General features: G+C 67.6%; 9 protein-coding genes. 1 reads left to right on the top strand and 8 read right to left on the bottom strand.

Annotated elements, in window-relative coordinates:
• Nucleotides 1-238 precede the first annotated feature (238 nt).
• The 4 genes from PSEWESI4_RS08110 to PSEWESI4_RS08125 all read right to left on the bottom strand — a co-directional run bounded on the left by PSEWESI4_RS08110 (nucleotide 239) and on the right by PSEWESI4_RS08125 (nucleotide 5,356).
• Complete coding sequence (locus PSEWESI4_RS08110) at nucleotides 239-1,423, bottom strand: BaiN/RdsA family NAD(P)/FAD-dependent oxidoreductase (RefSeq protein WP_187670691.1); 1,185 nt, start codon at nucleotides 1,421-1,423, stop codon at nucleotides 239-241.
• Nucleotides 1,420-2,796, bottom strand: a complete 1,377-nt coding sequence (gene dbpA, locus PSEWESI4_RS08115; RefSeq protein WP_187670692.1) for an ATP-dependent RNA helicase DbpA — start codon at nucleotides 2,794-2,796, stop codon at nucleotides 1,420-1,422. Before dbpA ends, PSEWESI4_RS08110 begins: the two co-directional genes overlap by 4 nt.
• 195 nt (nucleotides 2,797-2,991) lie before the next feature.
• Nucleotides 2,992-4,269: a bifunctional O-acetylhomoserine aminocarboxypropyltransferase/cysteine synthase gene (locus tag PSEWESI4_RS08120; protein WP_187670693.1), complete on the bottom strand. Its 1,278-nt coding sequence runs from the start codon at nucleotides 4,267-4,269 to the stop codon at nucleotides 2,992-2,994.
• Between the two features lie 112 nt (nucleotides 4,270-4,381).
• Nucleotides 4,382-5,356: a sulfite exporter TauE/SafE family protein gene (locus PSEWESI4_RS08125; RefSeq protein WP_187670694.1), complete on the bottom strand. Its 975-nt coding sequence runs from the start codon at nucleotides 5,354-5,356 to the stop codon at nucleotides 4,382-4,384.
• Between the two features lie 226 nt (nucleotides 5,357-5,582).
• Here PSEWESI4_RS08125 and PSEWESI4_RS08130 point away from each other — a divergent pair, with 226 nt between their 5' ends.
• On the top strand, nucleotides 5,583-6,278 hold the full coding sequence (locus tag PSEWESI4_RS08130) for an aspartate/glutamate racemase family protein (RefSeq protein ID WP_187670695.1): 696 nt from the start codon (nucleotides 5,583-5,585) through the stop codon (nucleotides 6,276-6,278).
• Nucleotides 6,279-6,785: 507 nt separating this feature from the next.
• Here the strand turns inward: PSEWESI4_RS08130 and selO are convergent.
• From selO to PSEWESI4_RS08150, 4 genes are all read right to left on the bottom strand, one after another.
• Nucleotides 6,786-8,246 carry a protein adenylyltransferase SelO gene (gene selO / locus PSEWESI4_RS08135; RefSeq protein WP_187670696.1) on the bottom strand — a complete coding sequence of 487 codons (1,461 nt, stop codon included), beginning with the start codon at nucleotides 8,244-8,246 and terminating at the stop codon, nucleotides 6,786-6,788.
• 54 nt (nucleotides 8,247-8,300) lie between these two features.
• On the bottom strand, nucleotides 8,301-11,606 hold the full coding sequence (mscK, locus tag PSEWESI4_RS08140) for a mechanosensitive channel MscK (RefSeq protein ID WP_187670697.1): 3,306 nt from the start codon (nucleotides 11,604-11,606) through the stop codon (nucleotides 8,301-8,303).
• Between the two features lie 80 nt (nucleotides 11,607-11,686).
• Nucleotides 11,687-13,432, bottom strand: a complete 1,746-nt coding sequence (locus PSEWESI4_RS08145) for a potassium/proton antiporter (protein ID WP_187670698.1) — start codon at nucleotides 13,430-13,432, stop codon at nucleotides 11,687-11,689.
• A 325-nt stretch (nucleotides 13,433-13,757) separates the two neighbouring features.
• Entirely contained in the window at nucleotides 13,758-15,560 is a 1,803-nt protein-coding gene (locus PSEWESI4_RS08150; RefSeq protein WP_187670699.1) for an acyl-CoA dehydrogenase, read from the bottom strand.
• Nucleotides 15,561-15,827: the final 267 nt, after the last annotated feature.

The following is a 15,827-nucleotide window of genomic DNA, read 5'->3' on the forward strand; positions in this document are numbered from 1 at the left end:
GGGCCCGGGCCGGTGCGCGCGGCGCACCCTACAAAAGCTCGATGGCTGTGTTGTGGGGGGGCGATGATGTGATGGGTATCGCTTCGCTCGACCCATCCTACGGTCCTGACAGGTAGGGTGCGCCGTGCGCACCGTTTACGAGGGTGTTTCGCGGATCCGGGTAGGAGCCAGCTTGCTGGCGATCCAGGCTATCCCGGCGCCCCTCTATCGCCAGCAAGCTGGCTCCTACAGGTGCGCGTCAGACGTATTGCGCGGCTGCGTAGCCCGAGGCCCAGGCCCATTGGAAGTTGAAGCCGCCCAGGTGGCCGGTGACGTCGAGCACTTCGCCGATGAAGTACAGCCCCGGCGACTTCAGCGACTCCAGGGTCTTCGACGACACCTCGCGGGTGTCCACGCCGCCGAGGGTCACTTCGGCGGTGCGGTAGCCCTCGGTGCCGGCCGGCACCAAGTGCCAGGCCGACAGGCGTTCGGCGATGGCCTTCAATTCCCCCGGGCTGTACTGCTTCAGCGGCTTCGACACGAACCACTGTTCGGCCAGCAGGTTGGCCATCTTCTTGGTGAACGGCTCGGCGAGCAGGGTCTTCAGCTCGATGTTGGGCTGCTGGCGCTGCTGCTCGGCCAGCCACTCGGGCAGGTCGAGGTGCGGCAGCAGGTCGATCTCGATGGTGTCGCCCGGCTGCCAGTAGGAGGAAATCTGCAGGATCGCCGGGCCGCTCAGCCCGCGGTGGGTGAACAGGATGTTCTCCTTGAAGCTCTGCCCGTTGCAGCTCACCACGCAGTCCTCCACCGAGGTGCCGGACAGCTCCGTGCACAGTGCCTTCAACTGCGGCTCGGTGATGGTGAAGGGCACCAGCCCGGCGCGGGTCGGCAGCACGTTGTGGCCGAACTGGCGGGCCGCCTGGTAGCCGAAGCCGGTAGCGCCGAGGGTGGGGATCGACAGCCCGCCGGTGGCGATCACCAGCGACTGGCAGGCCATCGCCCCGGCGCTGGTGTCCAGGCGGTAGCCGACGTCGGTCTTCCCGATCGTCTCGACCGAGGTGTTCAGGCGCAGCTCGACGCCGTTCTCGTCGCACTCGACCAGCAGCATTTCGAGGATGTCGCTGGACTTGCGGTCGCAGAACAACTGGCCGAGCTTCTTCTCGTGGTAGGGCACGTCGTGCTTGACCACCAGTTCGACGAAATCCCACTGGCTGTAGCGCGCCAGGGCCGACTTGCAGAAGTGCGGGTTCTGCGAGAGGAAATTCGCCGGCTCGGTGTACATGTTGGTGAAGTTGCAGCGCCCGCCGCCGGACATGAGGATCTTCTTGCCGGCCTTGTTGGCGTGGTCGAGCAGCAGCACGCGGCGCCCGCGCCGGGCCGCCTGGTGCGCGCACATCAGGCCGGCGGCGCCGGCGCCGATGATGATGACGTCGGTTTCGATCACAGCGCGCGGACCTTGAACGAGCGCCCCTTGATCTTGCCGGCCTGGAGGCGCTGGAGGGCCTGCTGGGCGACCTCGCGCTCCACCGCCACGTAGGCCTGGAAGTCGAAGATGGCGATCTTGCCGATCCGCGCGCCGGGCAGGCCGGCATCGCCGGTCAGCGCGCCGAGGATGTCGCCGGGGCGCAGCTTGTCCTTGCGCCCGCCGGAGATGCACAGGCAGTGCATGGGCGGCAGCAGCGGCTCCAGGTTGTCCTTCAGGCCGCCGAGCGGCAGCCAGGTCAGCGGCGCGCCCTGCAACTCCTCGATGGCCTGGGCGCGGGATGCCTCGGCCGGCGCCACCAGGCTGAGCGCCAGGCCGGACTCGCCGGCGCGGCCGGTACGGCCGATGCGGTGGATGTGCACCTCGGGGTCGCGGGCCAGCTCGACGTTGAGCACCAGCTCCAGGCCGGCGATGTCCAGCCCGCGCGCGGCCACGTCGGTGGCCACCAGCACGCTGAGGCTGCGGTTGGCGAACTGGGTCAGCACCTGGTCGCGATCGCGCTGTTCCAGGTCGCCATGCAGCGCGGCGGCGGAAATCTTCTCCGCCTCCAGGCGTCCGGCCAGTTCGTCGCATTGCTGGCGGGTGGCGCAGAACGCCACCGCCGGCTGCTTGCGGTAGTGGCGCAGCAGGCGGATCGTCGCCTCGAAGCGCTGCTTGGGATCGATCTCGTAGAAGCGCTGTTCGATCCGGCTGTCGTCGTGCAGCGCCTCGACCTCGACCCGCTGCGGCTTCTTCATGAAGCGCGCGGCGAGTTGCTCGATGCCTTCCGGATAGGTGGCGGAGAACAGCAGGGTCTGCCGCTTGGCCGGGGTCTGCCCGATGATCTCGGCGATGCTGTCGTAGAAGCCCATGTCGAGCATGCGGTCGGCTTCGTCGAGCACCAGGGTGTTGAGACCGTCGAGTTTCAGCGTGCCCTTGCGCAGGTGCTCCTGCACCCGCCCCGGCGTGCCGACGATGACGTGCGCGCCGTGTTCCAGCGAGCCGATCTGCGGGCCGAACGGCACGCCGCCGCAGAGGGTGAGCACCTTGATGTGGTCGGCGGCGCGCGCCAGCCGGCGAATCTCCTTGGCCACCTGGTCGGCCAGCTCGCGGGTCGGGCAGAGCACCAGCGCCTGGCAGCCGAAGTAGCGCGGATTGAGCGGGGAAAGCAGGGCGATGCCGAACGCCGCGGTCTTGCCGCTGCCGGTCTTGGCCTGGGCGATCAGGTCGTGGCCCTTGAGCATCAGCGGCAGGCTCTGCGCCTGGATCGGGGTCATCTGCGCATAGCCGAGGCTGGCCAGGTTGGCGAGCATGGCGGCGGACAATGGCAGGGTGGAAAAGGCGGTGGCGGTCACGGGGCGGGCCTGCGGGAAACGGAAAGGCGGCGATTGTAGCAGGCCGGCCCACCGCCCCCGTGAATGTTCAGACGCCGTGCCGGCCCAGCCAGGCGGGGCGCTCGATGAAAAGCGCTGGAGGCTGGAAAGCTGGACGCAAAAGCGCCGGCGGACTGCTTGTCGTTCAGCCTCCAGCCTTCCAGCGCTTTTTTCGTCTCACCCCCCGGCGGCCTCCAGCGCCTGTTCCAGGTCATCGCGGATGTCGTCGAAGTGCTCGATGCCGATCGACAGCCGCACCATGTCGCGGGGCACGCCGGCCTTGGCGAGTTCCTCGTCGTTGAGCTGGCGGTGGGTGGTGGAGGCCGGGTGGCAGGCCAGCGACTTGGCGTCGCCGATGTTGACCAGGCGCACCACCAGCTTGAGTGCGTCGATGAAGCGCGCTCCGGCCTCCTGCCCGCCCTTGATGCCGAAGGAGAGGATCGCCGCCGGCTTGCCGTCCATGTAGCGGCGGGCCAGCGGGTACTCCGGGTGATCCTCCAGGCCGGCGTACTGCACCCAGGCCACTTGCGGGTGCTGGCGCAGGTACTGGGCCACCTTCAGGGCGTTCTCGGTGTGTCGCTCCATGCGCAGGGCCAGGGTCTCCAGGCCTTGCAGGATGAGGAAGGCGTTGAACGGCGAGAGCGCCGCGCCGGTATTGCGTAGCGGCACCACGCGGCAGCGGCCGATGAAGGCGGCGGGGCCGAAGGCTTCGGTGTAGGTGACGCCGTGGTAGGACGGATCCGGGGTATTGAGCAGCGGGAAGCGGTCCTTGTGCTCGGCCCAGGGGAACTTGCCGGAGTCGACCACGATGCCGCCGATGCTGGTGCCGTGGCCGCCGATGTACTTGGTCAGCGAGTGCACCACGATGTCCGCGCCATGCTCGAACGGCCGGCAGAGGATCGGCGTGGCCACCGTGTTGTCGACGATCAGCGGCACGCCGTGGCGGTGCGCGGCGTCGGCCAGGGCCTGGAGGTCGACGATGTTGCCGGCCGGATTGCCGATCGATTCGCAGAACACCGCCTTGGTGCGCTCGTCGATCAGCGCCTCCAGCGCGGTGATGTCGTCGTGTGGGGCGAAGCGGGTCTGGATGCCGGAGCGCGGCAGGGTGTGGGCCAGCAGGTTGTAGGTGCCACCGTAGAGCTTGGCCACCGAGACGATGTTGTCGCCGGCCTCGGCGACGGTCTGGATCGCGTAGGTGATCGCCGCCATGCCGGAGGCCACCGCCAGTGCGCCGACCCCGCCTTCGAGGGCGGCGACGCGCTGTTCCAGCACGTCGTTGGTGGGGTTCATGATCCGCGTGTAGATGTTGCCGGCCACCTTCAGGTCGAACAGGTCGGCGCCATGCTGGGTGTCGTCGAAGGCGTAGGAGCTGGTCTGGTAGATCGGCACGGCCACCGCCTTGGTGGTCGGATCGGGGCTGTAGCCGGCGTGGATGGCCAGGGTTTCCAGTTTCATCGTTGCGGTCCTTCGGTGGATGGAAGGCTCGCAGGATGGGGAAGGCGTCGGCGCCCGGTCAATGATCCACGGCAATGAAAGCGCCGCTTGCCTAGACGAAAAGGTTCTTGGCTTAGAACAGGCTGCTGTAGATGTTGTAGGCGCTGATCAGGGTGATCAGGCAGCCGACGATGGTCAGCAGGGTGCGTGCCGGCAGCTTCTTGCACAGCAGGGCGGCGAACGGTGCGGCGAACAGGCCGCCGAACACCAGGCCGGCGACCATCATCCAGGTGGCCGGCTGGCCGGCGAGCAGGATGAAGGAGGCGGCGCTGGAGAGGGTCAGGAAGAACTCCGCGAAGTTCACCGAGCCGATGGTGGTGCGCGGGTCGCTGCCCGAGCCGAGCAGGCTGCTGGTGACCACCGGGCCCCAGCCGCCACCGCCGGCGGCATCGACGAAACCGCCGAACAGCGCCAGCTTGCCGACGTGCTTGGGTGCCTTGCGCTGGATCACGTGGCGGTAGGCCTTGCTCAGGATGTACAGGCCCATCAGCAGCAGGTAGGCGGAAATGAACGGCTTCATCACCGCGCCGTCGATCTGGGTGACCAGGATCGCGCCGAGCACCGCGCCGATGATCCCCGGCAGCAGCAGGCGCAGGAACAGCGACTTGTTGACGTTGCCCAGCTTGACGTGGGAGATGCCCGACAGGCCGGTGGTGAACACCTCGGCGATGTGCACGCTGGCGCTGGCGGCGGCCGGGGTGGCACCGGCCGAGAGCAGGAAGGTGGTGGCGGTGATGCCGTAGGCCATGCCCAGCGCGCCGTCGATCACCTGGGCGAAGAAGCCCACCGCCACGGCGCTCCAGAAGGCCGGGCTGTGCAAGGTGCTTTCGATGATGGCCAGGCCGCTGGTGCTGCCGTTGCCGTAGAACAGGCGCCAGGCGAGGAACGCCAGCAGGCCGGCGAGGATCAGCACGGCAGCCCACATGGCGCCGCGCAGGACCGGGTGGTTGTCCGGATGGGAAACGAAGTCTTCGACGGGTGGAAGGCCCAGTGCCTCGTGCTCGGCGTTGATGGGGCTCGGGCTGAGGTCGAGGTCACGGATTTTCATGCGAAGCGAGCCTGACAGTTGGTGGTAGAACAGGCGGAAATAAAGCGGTCGGGAAAGATAGCCAGCTTTTCTTAGAGAGTCTAAGACTGTTTACGAAGGTTTATATGCTCTGTGGGGATAAGCAGCCTCCGCCGCGGGCTGTACCGCAGGCTCGGCCGGGAACTGTGTCTGTGTCGATGGCCGCTCGGCCGCTAGCCTGGGGAACGGACCACGAGGAGGACAAGGCATGCGACTTCTGGGCGTACTCGGCGGCATGAGCTGGGAATCCACCGTCACCTACTACCAACTGCTCAACCGGGGCGTGCGCGAACGCCTCGGCGGCCTGCACTCGGCGCCGTTGCTGCTGCACTCGGTGGATTTCGCCGGGATCGCCGCGCTGCAACACGCCGGCGACTGGGACGAGGCCGGCCGCCAACTGGCCAGCGCCGCCCAGGGCCTGGAACGGGCCGGCGCCGGCGCGCTGCTGCTGGCCACCAACACCATGCACAAGGTGGCGGCGGCCATCGAGGCGGCGGTCGACATTCCCCTGCTGCACATCGGCGACGCGGTCGGCGAGGCGCTGCGGGCGCAAGGCGTGACGCGCGCGGCGCTGCTCGGCACCCGCTTCACCATGCAGGAAGCCTTCTACCGCGAACGGCTCGGCGAGCGTTATGGCATCGAGGTGCTGGTGCCGGACGCGGCGGGCATGGAGGAGATCGACCGGGTGATCTACCAGGAGCTGTGCCAGGGGCGCTTTCTGGACGCGTCGCGGGCTTTCTATCTGGACGAGCTGGAGCGCCTGAAGGACCGGGGAGCGCAGGCGGCGATCCTTGGTTGTACCGAGATTGGTTTGTTGCTGGAGGGCGTGGAGGCGCCGCTGCCGTTGGTGGATAGCGGCGAGCGGCATGTGGCGATGGGATTGGAGTGGTTGTTGGGGCGGTAGGTTTTTCCGGATTGCATCCGGGCTACGGGGGAAGGGATGATGCTGGCGGATCTCGCGGGCCCTCTCCCCAACCCTCTCCACTAGGCGTGCCCCCATAAATGGGAGAGGGGGCGGTCCGTGCCTTGGGTGGAGTCAGCCATGTAGCCGGATGCAATCCGGGAGACGGAGCCGCTGGTTTTCCCCGGATTCCATCCGGGCTACGGAAGTTGGTCCAAGTCACCCCTCTCCCGTTTACGGGAGAGGGGCCGGGGGAGAGGGTGGTGTTGGCTGAGACCACGCCCCTCTCCCCAACCCTCTCCACTAGGCGTGCCCCCATAAATAGGAGAGGGAGCAGTCCGTGCCTTGGGTGGCGTCAGCCATGTAGCCCGGATGCAGTCCGGGAAGCGGAGTTGCCGGTTTTCCCTGGATTCCATCTGGGCTACGGAGGTTGGGTCCAAGTCACCCCTCTCCCGTTTGCGGGAGAGGGGCCGGGGGAGAGGGTGTCGTCGGCTGGCACCGCACCCACCCTCACGACGAACAACTGATCTCCAGATGCTTCCCCCATTCCGGCGGGCGTTCGACGTAGCGGTCCATGCCGGGCTGTTCGTCGAACGGCCGGGAAAGCACTGCGTGCAGCTCGCGCACCGGGGCGTAGTCGCCCTGTTCGGCGGCTTCGATGGCTTGCTGGGCCAGGTAGTTGCGCAGGATGTACTTGGGATTGACCGCGTGCATGCGCGCCTGGCGATCCGCCTGTTCACCGCCATCACGCTCGACGCGGGCGCGGTAGGCCGAGCCCCAGGCGTCGAAGCCGGCGAGGTCGACGAACTCTTCGCGCAGGGCTTTCAGTGCCTGCTCCGGCACCTCCTCGCCGAGCCGCCGGAAGAAGCGGCTGTAGTCGATGGCGCTGCCCTGCATCAGTTGCAGCAGGCGCTGCACCAGTTCCTGGTCTTCCTCTTCGGCGCTGGTGAAGCCGAGGCGGCGGCGCATCAGGTCGAGGTAGTGGGCCTGGTACAGCGGCAGGAACAGGCCGAGGGTCTCGCGCAGTTCCTCCACCTCGACGAAGGGCGTCAGCGCCTGGGCCAGGGCGGCCAGGTTCCAGTGGGCGATGGGCACCTGGTTGCTGAAGCTGTAGCGGCCGCTGTCGTCGGAGTGGTTGCAGATGTGGTTGGCGTCGAAGTCGTCGAGGAAGGCGTAGGGGCCGTAGTCGAAGGTGATGCCGAGGATCGACATGTTGTCGGTGTTCATCACCCCGTGGCAGAAGCCGTAGGCCTGCCAGAGGGCGATCAGCCCGGCGTTGCGCTTGACCACTTCGCGGAACAGCGCCGCGTAGGGCCGCTCCTGCGCCTGGCACTCGGGGAAGTGGCTGGCCAGCACGTGCTCGCCGAGTGTGGTCAGGTGTTCGTGCTGGCCGGTGTAGTAGAAATATTCGAAGTGGCCGAAGCGCACGTGGCTGCGCGCCAGGCGCAGCAGCATGGCGGCGGTTTCCCGTTTTTCGCGCCACACCGGGGTGGTCGAGCCGGTGACGCACAGGGCGCGGCTGGTGGGGATGCCCAGGGCGTGCAGGTGTTCGCTGGCGAGGAATTCGCGGATCGACGAGCGCAGCACTGCGCGTCCGTCGCCCATGCGCGAGTACGGCGTCTGCCCGGCGCCCTTGAGGTGCAGGTCCCAGTACTCGCCGGCGTCGTTGACCACTTCGCCGAGCAGCAGGCCACGGCCGTCGCCCAGGCGCGGGTTGTAGACGCCGAACTGGTGCCCGGAATAGACCATCGCCCGGGGCTCGGCCGTGGACCACAGCTTGTGCCCGGCGAACAGTTCGGCGAACAGCGGATCGTCCGCCACCGCCGGATCGAGGTCGAGCAGGGCCATGGCCGCTTCGCTGGCGACCACCAGGCGTGGCTCGGCGATCGGCTCGGGTGTCACTTCGGTGGAGAAGGCGTCGCCGAGGCGGGCGTAGCGGTTGTCGAAATGCAGTTCGGTGAGGGTTTTCATCGGCTCAGCTTGGCCGGATGGCCGCCGCCGGGCAAGTCCCGGCGGGAACGAGACCTAGGATTGCGGCGCGGCCGGCGCCTCGGGAGCCGGGGCGGAGCTGTCGAGGCTGCGTTGCTCGCCCTTGGCGTTGATGAGGGTGATGTCCATCTGCGGCGTGCTCGACACGTTGATGCCGTGCTCCTGGAACAACTGGTCGATGCGCCGGTTCAGTTCGTCGGTGGCCAGCCCACGGTCGCCCAGTTCGCGCACGTAGATCTTCAGCTCGTGCTCCAGGGTGGTGGCGCCGTAGGTCTTCAACTGTACGCTGGGCGCCGGGTCGCGCAGCACCCGCGAGTTCTCCTGGGTGGCTTGCAGCAGCAGCTTGCGCACCAGTTCGAGGTCGGCGCCACGGTTGACGTTGTAGAGCAGCACCACGCGGGTCACCGTGTCGGTGAGCGTCCAGTTGATCAACTGGCTGGTCAGGAAGGTCTGGTTGGGCACGATCACTTCCTTGCGGTCGCTGTCGGTGATGTGCGTGGCGCGGATGTGGATGCGGTTGATGGTGCCGGTGACGGTGCCGATGGTCACGGTGTCGCCGATCCGCACCGGCCGTTCGAACAGCAGGATCAGGCCGGAGATGAAGTTGGCGAAGATCGCCTGCATGCCGAAGCCGATACCCACCGAGAGCGCCGCCACCAGCCATTGCAGCTTGTCCCAGCTCACCCCGAGGGTGCCGAGGGTGGAGACCATGCCGAAGCCGAAGATGGCGTAGGACAGCAGGGTGGTCGTCGCGTAGGCGCTGCCCTGGGCCAGGTTCAGCCGCGACAGCACCAGGACTTCCAGCAGGCCGGGCAGGTTGCGGCCGAGGACGATGGTGATGACCAGGATCGCCAGCGCGCCGAGCAGGTCGGCGAGGCTGATCGGCACCAGCGTGGCGGCGGCGCCGCTGCCGGCGCTGTACTGGTAGAGGGTGACGTTGTCGAGGTAGGCGAACACCGAGATCAGGTCGGCCCACACCCAGTACAGGGCGATGACGAAGGCGACCAGCAGGGCCAGGCTGATCAGGCGCAGTGACTGCTGGTTGACCTGCTCGATGTCCAGGGTCGGCTCTTCGACGACCTCGTCGCCGCCCGCCGCCTGGCGCTTGCTCAGCGCGCGCTGGTAGGCCAGGCGCCGGGCGGCGACGCCCAGGCCGCGCACGAAGGCGGCTTCCAGCACCAGCCAGAGCAGCAGCAGATAGAGGGTGTCGATCAGCCGGTCGCTGAGCTTCAGCGCGGTGTAGTAGTAGCCGGCGCAGACGGCGACGAACAGCGCCACCGGCAGGGCGGTGACCGCCACGCCGAGCAGCAGGCGGAACGCCGAGGCGCGCTCGCGGGTCGGTGGGTCGAACAGCAGCTTGCCCATCAGCCAGGTCATCAGCGCATAGCAGGTGAGCACCACGGTGATGCCGATGGCGTCGTCGGCCAGCGTCTCGGGCTGGTGCTCGGCGACCGTCACCACCGCCGCGAGCGCCATCACCACCAGGCCGAAGTTGCGTATCTGCGGACGCAGGAAGGCCACCTGCGGACGCGGCCAGTGGAAATGCAGCTCGGCCACCCCGGACGGGGCCAGCACCCGGTAGGCGGTGTAGAACACCAGCCAGGCCATCGACATCTTGATCAGCGCCGCGCCGAACGTGGCGTTCTGGCCGCGCGCGTCCATCTGCAGGGCGAAGCCGGCGAGGGCCAGCAGCAGGGTGCCGGGCATCGCCAGCAGCAGGTTGAGCAGCAGCGCCAGCGGCGTGTGCAACTGGCTGTCGCGCTTGTAGTGGCCGATGTCCTGGTGCAGGCCGACCAGCTTGCTCTGCAACCAGCTACGCCGCCAGAGCAGCAGGCCGACCAGCACCAGCAGCGGCAGGAACACCAGCGGCTTGTCGAACAGCCCGGCGACCAGTTCGCTGACCGCCGAGCCCCAGGCCACGCTGCCGAGCTGCTGTTCCAGCAGGTGCGGCACGTTGTCCAGCCAGGCCATGTCGATCGGCCGGTTGCTGGGAATCCAGAACATCTGTTCTTCGAGGGTGGTGCGCAGATTGTCGGCGGTGCTCTGCAACTGCTTCTGGTTGAGTTGCAGGGTGATGGATTCGTTGAGCAGCGCGCTCATCTCGCGGTTGAGGCGTTCCAGCAGTTCGCTGCGGGTGGCGATCAGTTCGCGGAGCGTGTTGCGCAGCTCGGGAGTGGCCTGTTCGGCGGGTTGCTTGGCGAGGAGCTGGTCGACGAAGGCCTCGGGGTTGCTGAGTTGTTCGCGATGCTGGTTGATCTCGAACTGGTAGAGGCGGATATCGGCGATCTCGTCGGCCAGGTTGCGGTCGACCGCGACGCTCGGCAGCGCCTGCTTCTGCTGGTAGAGGACCTTGGCCAGCAACAGGCTGCCCTGGAGGACGTCGATCTGCTCGTCGAGGGCCTGGTCCACCTGGTTGAGGTTGTCCAGTTGCTGCTTGGTTTCCAGGTTCTTGCGGGTCAGGTCGTTGAGCCGTTCGGTGGAGCGCAGCAGGTAGTCGGAGAGCTTCAGGTTGGTGGCGCTTTCCCGGGCGAGCAGGTTGTCGCCGCTCGTCTGCCGGGTTTCGCGGGACAGCTCGGCGACGGTGCGCTCGGACTGTTCGCGGCGGAGGTCGTTGATCAGCGACTGCAACGCCAGGCTTTCCTGCTCGGCGCGGCGGATGCGTTCTTCGAGCAGGTCGTGGCGGGCGCGGCCGAGGTCCTGCAGCAGGCTGTTGCCGGCCAATTCCTCGCGGCGCAACTGGGCCCGCGCGGCGAGCGCGGCCAGTTCGGCGTTGAGCTGGTCGCGCCGTTCGGCGCTCAGCGGCTTGCCCTGCTCCTTGCCGAGCTTGAGCAGGTTGTTGATCTCCAGGGTGCGCGTCTGGCCCTGGCTGATTTCCGCCTGCGCCCGTTCGGGACGGGTCTGCGCGGTGACGATCAGGCTGTTGGCGGCGGCCAGTTGCTGCTGCCAGTCGGTGAGTTGGGCGTTGCGCTCGGCGAGCACCTGTTCGAGCTGTTCCACCGAACTGTCGGCGTAGCGCTTGGCCGGGTCGGCCGGTTGGCTGGCCTTGAGACGCGTCAGTTCGCGCTGCGCTTCGAGCACCTGGCGCGGCGCGGTGGCCAATTGTTCGCGCAGTTCGGCCAGGCGCTGTTCGTTGGTGGCCTTCTGTTCGAGCTGTTGCAGGGTGTCTTCGAGCACCTGGCGGAGCGCCTGCTGGTCGGCTTCGGCCAGCTTGCGGTCGGCGAGGCCGTCGAGGCTGCGCTGCACCTCGGTGGGGTCCGGTGCTTCGGCAGCCTGCAGCGCAGGTTGGAGCAGCAGGCCGAGGCCGAGCAGCGTGGCGGCGAAAACGGTACGCAGGAGGGGCATGGTCACGAAATCGTGCGCTCGGATGGGGTGGTAGGGTCTGTTGCCATTTAGTCGCGGCCGCGCCGAAACGGCAACAGACCCTAAAGGAAGAGTCCTGGCCCCGGTCGGGCGCCATCGGGGAATTTGACGCCGATCTTGCGAATCTTGTTCCCCTCCATCGCCGCCACCGTCCAGGTCAGGCCGTTCCACTCCACCTGGTCGCCGATCACCGGCGCGCCACCGATCTCGTGGCCGATGAAGCGCGCCAGAGGCTGGCTGCCGTCCACTTCGCCCAGCGCGATACCGTAGAGCGCCGCCACCGCGTGCAGCTCGGCGTCGCCTTCGAGGACGAAGTCGCCGAAGAAACGCAGGTCCTGGCCACGGGTCGGTGCCTGGCTGAACAGCTTGCCGAGGGCCGGCAGGTCGCGTTCATGACCGACCACGCAGAGGATGTCGCCCGCCTCCAGGACGGTACTGCCGGACGGGTGGAGCAGTTCGCGGCCACGGAACAGTGCGGCGACGCGGGTGCCCTCGGGCATGCGCAGTTCGCGCAGCGGCGCGCCGATGCACCATTTCTCGGCGCCCAGGCGGTAGACGAACAGCTCCCACTCGCTGGTCGGGTGTACCTCCAGGCCGGCGCGGGAGATCGGCGCCGGCTCCGGCGGCACGGTGACGCGCAGCAGCTTGGCCGCCCAGGGCAGGCTGGTGCCCTGCACGAGCAGCGACACCAGGACGATGAAGAAGGCCAGGTTGAAATACAACTGGGCGTTCTCCAGGCCGGCCATCAGCGGGAACACGGCGAGGATGATCGGCACCGCGCCGCGCAGGCCGACCCAGGCGATGAACATCTTCTCGCGGTCATGGAAGGCGCGGAACGGCCACAGCCCGACCAGCACCGACAGGGGGCGGGCGAGCAGGATCATCCACAGCGCCAGGGCGAGTGCGGGGATGGCGATGGGCAACAGGTCGTGCGGGGTGACCAGCAGGCCGAGGACCAGGAACATGCCGATCTGCGCCAGCCAGGCCATGCCGTCGAGCATGTGCAGGATGCCGTGGCGCGAGCGGATCTGCCGGTTGCCGATCACCAGGCCGCACAGGTAGACGGCGAGGATGCCGCTGCCGTGCAGGGCGTTGGTCACCGAGAAGACCAGCAGGCCGCCGCTGATCACCAGCAGCGGATACAGCCCGTGGGCCAGGTGCACGCGATTGATCACCTGCACCAGCAGCCAGCCGCCGCCGATGCCGAGCAGCGCGCCGATGCCGAACTCGCGCACCAGGTGGCCAAGGAACTCCAGGCTGAATTCGCTCTGGCCCTTGGCGAGCATGTCGATCAGGGTCACGGTGAGGAACACCGCCATCGGGTCGTTGCTGCCCGACTCGATTTCCAGGGTGGCGTTGACCCGCTCGTTGAGGCCCTTGCCGCCGAGCAGCGAGAACACCGCGGCGGCGTCGGTGGAGCCGACGATGGCGCCGATCAGCAGGCCTTGCAGCAGGGTGAGGTCGAACAGCCAGGCGGCGGCCATGCCGGTCAGCCCGGTGGTGATCAGTACCCCGACCGTGGCCATCGACAGCGCCGGCCACAGCGCCACGCGGAAGCTCGACACGCGGGTTCGCAGGCCGCCGTCGAGGAGGATCACCGCCAGTGCCAGGTTGCCCACCAGGTAGGCCAGCGGGTAGTTGGTGAAGCTGATGTGGCCGACACCGTCGATGCCGGCGACCATGCCCACGGCGAGGATGATCACCAGGATCGGGATGCCCAGGCGCGAAGACAACGAACTGACCAGGATGCTTGCTCCTACCAGCAGCGCGCCGATCAGGAACAGGCTATTGATGGTGGTGGCATCCACGGGTGGGGCTCCGGGCGATGGTGACGAATGGAAGAAGCAGGAGGGAACTGGCGCGGGCGCGCTGGCGTGAGCGGATTCTAACCTGCCGGTGGCGCGTCACCGCAAGCGTGTTCAGGCCGGTTCAGACGGCCAGGAGCGGGGGAAGTTCAGTGCTTGGGTAGGGTGCGCCGCTTGCCGGGACGGCCGAGAGAGATTGGCGTCGCCTCCGGATTGGTGCGCGCGGTGTTCCCTACGGGCTTTCGCAGCCTCGTAGGATGGGTGCAACCCATCAAGACCCGGGTCTATGGGGTGGACCGGGCGGCGCTCGCCCGGCCCACCTTGTGGATCAGAACCAGGCGTCCTGCATCGCCAGGCAGGTGTCGTCGCGGGTTTCGAGGATGGCCAGGTCGTGGTGGCAGGCCGGCACTTCCCAGGTCAGGAAGTAGCGCGCCGCCTGCAGCTTGCCGCGATAGAAATCGGCATCCGCCGGGTTGCCCGAGGCCAGCCCTTCTTCGGCGCGGATCGCCTGTTCCAGCCAGCGCCAGCCGATCACCGCGTGGCCGAACACCTTGAGGTACAGCGCCGAGTTGGCCAGCGCCTGGTTGACCTTGCCGGCCATCAGGTCGCCGAGCAGCGCCAGGGTCACCGCTTGCAGGCGGCTCATCAACTGCTCCAGCGGCTGGCGCAGGGCGTCCAGGCTGGAGAAGGCCCCGGCGCGCTGGCAGGTGCCCTGGATCAGGCGGGTCAGTTGCTTGAGGCCGGCGCCGCCGTTCTGGGTCAGCTTGCGGCCGAGCAGGTCGAGCGACTGGATGCCGTGGGTGCCTTCGTGGATCGGGTTGAGTCGGTTGTCGCGGTAGTACTGCTCCACCGGGTATTCGCGGGTGTAGCCGTGGCCGCCGAGGATCTGGATGGCCAGCTCGTTGGCCTTCAGGCAGAACTCCGAGGGCCAGGACTTGACGATCGGGGTCAGCAGGTCGAGCAGTTCCAGGGCCTGCTTGCGCTCCTCCTCGGTCGCCAGGGTCTCGCAATCGTCGACCAGCCGCGCGGAATACAGGCCGAGGTCGAAGGCGCCTTCGACGTAGGCCTTCTGGGTCAGCAGCATGCGCCGCACGTCGGTGTGCCCGATGATCGGCACCATCGGCGAGCTCGGGTCCTTGCCGTCCGGCAGGCGGCCCTGCGGGCGCTGGCGGGCATACTCCAGGGAGTACAGGTAGCCGGCGTAGCCGAGCATGATGGCGCCCATGCCGACGCCGATGCGCGCCTCGTTCATCATCTGGAACATGTAGGCCAGGCCGTGGTGCGGTTTGCCCACCAGGTAGCCGACGCACTCGCCGTTGTCGCCGAAGTTAAGCGCGGTGGAGGTGGTGCCGCGCCAGCCCATCTTGTGGAACAGCCCGGCGAGGGTCACATCGTTGCGCTTGCCGAGCGAGCCGTCGTCGTTGACCAGGAACTTGGGCACGATGAACAGGCTGATGCCCTTCACCCCGGGCGGTGCGTCCGGCAGCTTGGCCAGGACCATGTGCACGATGTTCTCGGACAGCGGGTGGTCGCCGGCGGAGATGAAGATCTTGTTGCCCTTGATCCGGTAGCTGCCGTCGGCATGCGGTTCGGCGCGGGTGCGGATGTCGGCCAGCGAGGAACCGGCGTGCGGCTCGGTGAGCGCCATGGTGCCGAAGAAGCGGCCGTCGATCATCGGTTGCAGGAAGCGGCGCTTCTGGTTTTCGTCGCCGAAGCTCTCGATCAGGTGGCTGGCGCCCATGGTCAGCATCGGGTAGGACGAGGTGGCGATGTTGGCCGACTGGAAATGCGCGAAGCAGGCGCGCGACAGCAGGTTGGGCAGTTGCATGCCGCCGTGCTCGAAGTCGCGGGTGGCGTTCTGGAAACCGGCCTCGATGAAGGCGTCCACCGCCGGCTTGATCTCGGGGATCAGCTCCGCCGTGCCGTCCACGTACTGCGGCTCGTGCTCGTCGTTCTTGCGGTTGTGCGGGGCAAACAGCTCCTCGGCGATGCTGCGCGCGGTGGCGATCGCCGCATCGAAGGTCTCGCGGTTGTGGTCGGCGAAACGCGGGCGCTGGGTCAGGGCTTCGGCGTCCAGCACTTCGTAGAGTTCGAAGGCCAGGTTGCGGGAACTGAGCAGGGTCTCGGACATGGGCTATGCCTCCATTGGAATGGCACGAGTCTAGGTCGGTGAATGAAGGCTGCCCACTAACATCCATAAGCGTGATGTGGGGGCAAAACCTGGTGGTTTGCGAGGTGGTTTTTTTCCGGGGGAGGGGGCTTCGTTGTGCCGACCGCCGGCCCTCACCCTAGCCCTCTCCCAGGGGGAGAGGGGACTGACGGAGTTGGCTGTGGGCACAGAGCCCGACCGATCCACCGCGCTTGCTCCCTCTCCCTCCGGGAGAGGGCTGGGGTGAGG

The sequence above is a fragment of the Zestomonas carbonaria genome (assembly GCF_904061905.1).
Classification (GTDB): Bacteria; Pseudomonadota; Gammaproteobacteria; order Pseudomonadales; family Pseudomonadaceae; genus Aquipseudomonas; species Aquipseudomonas carbonaria.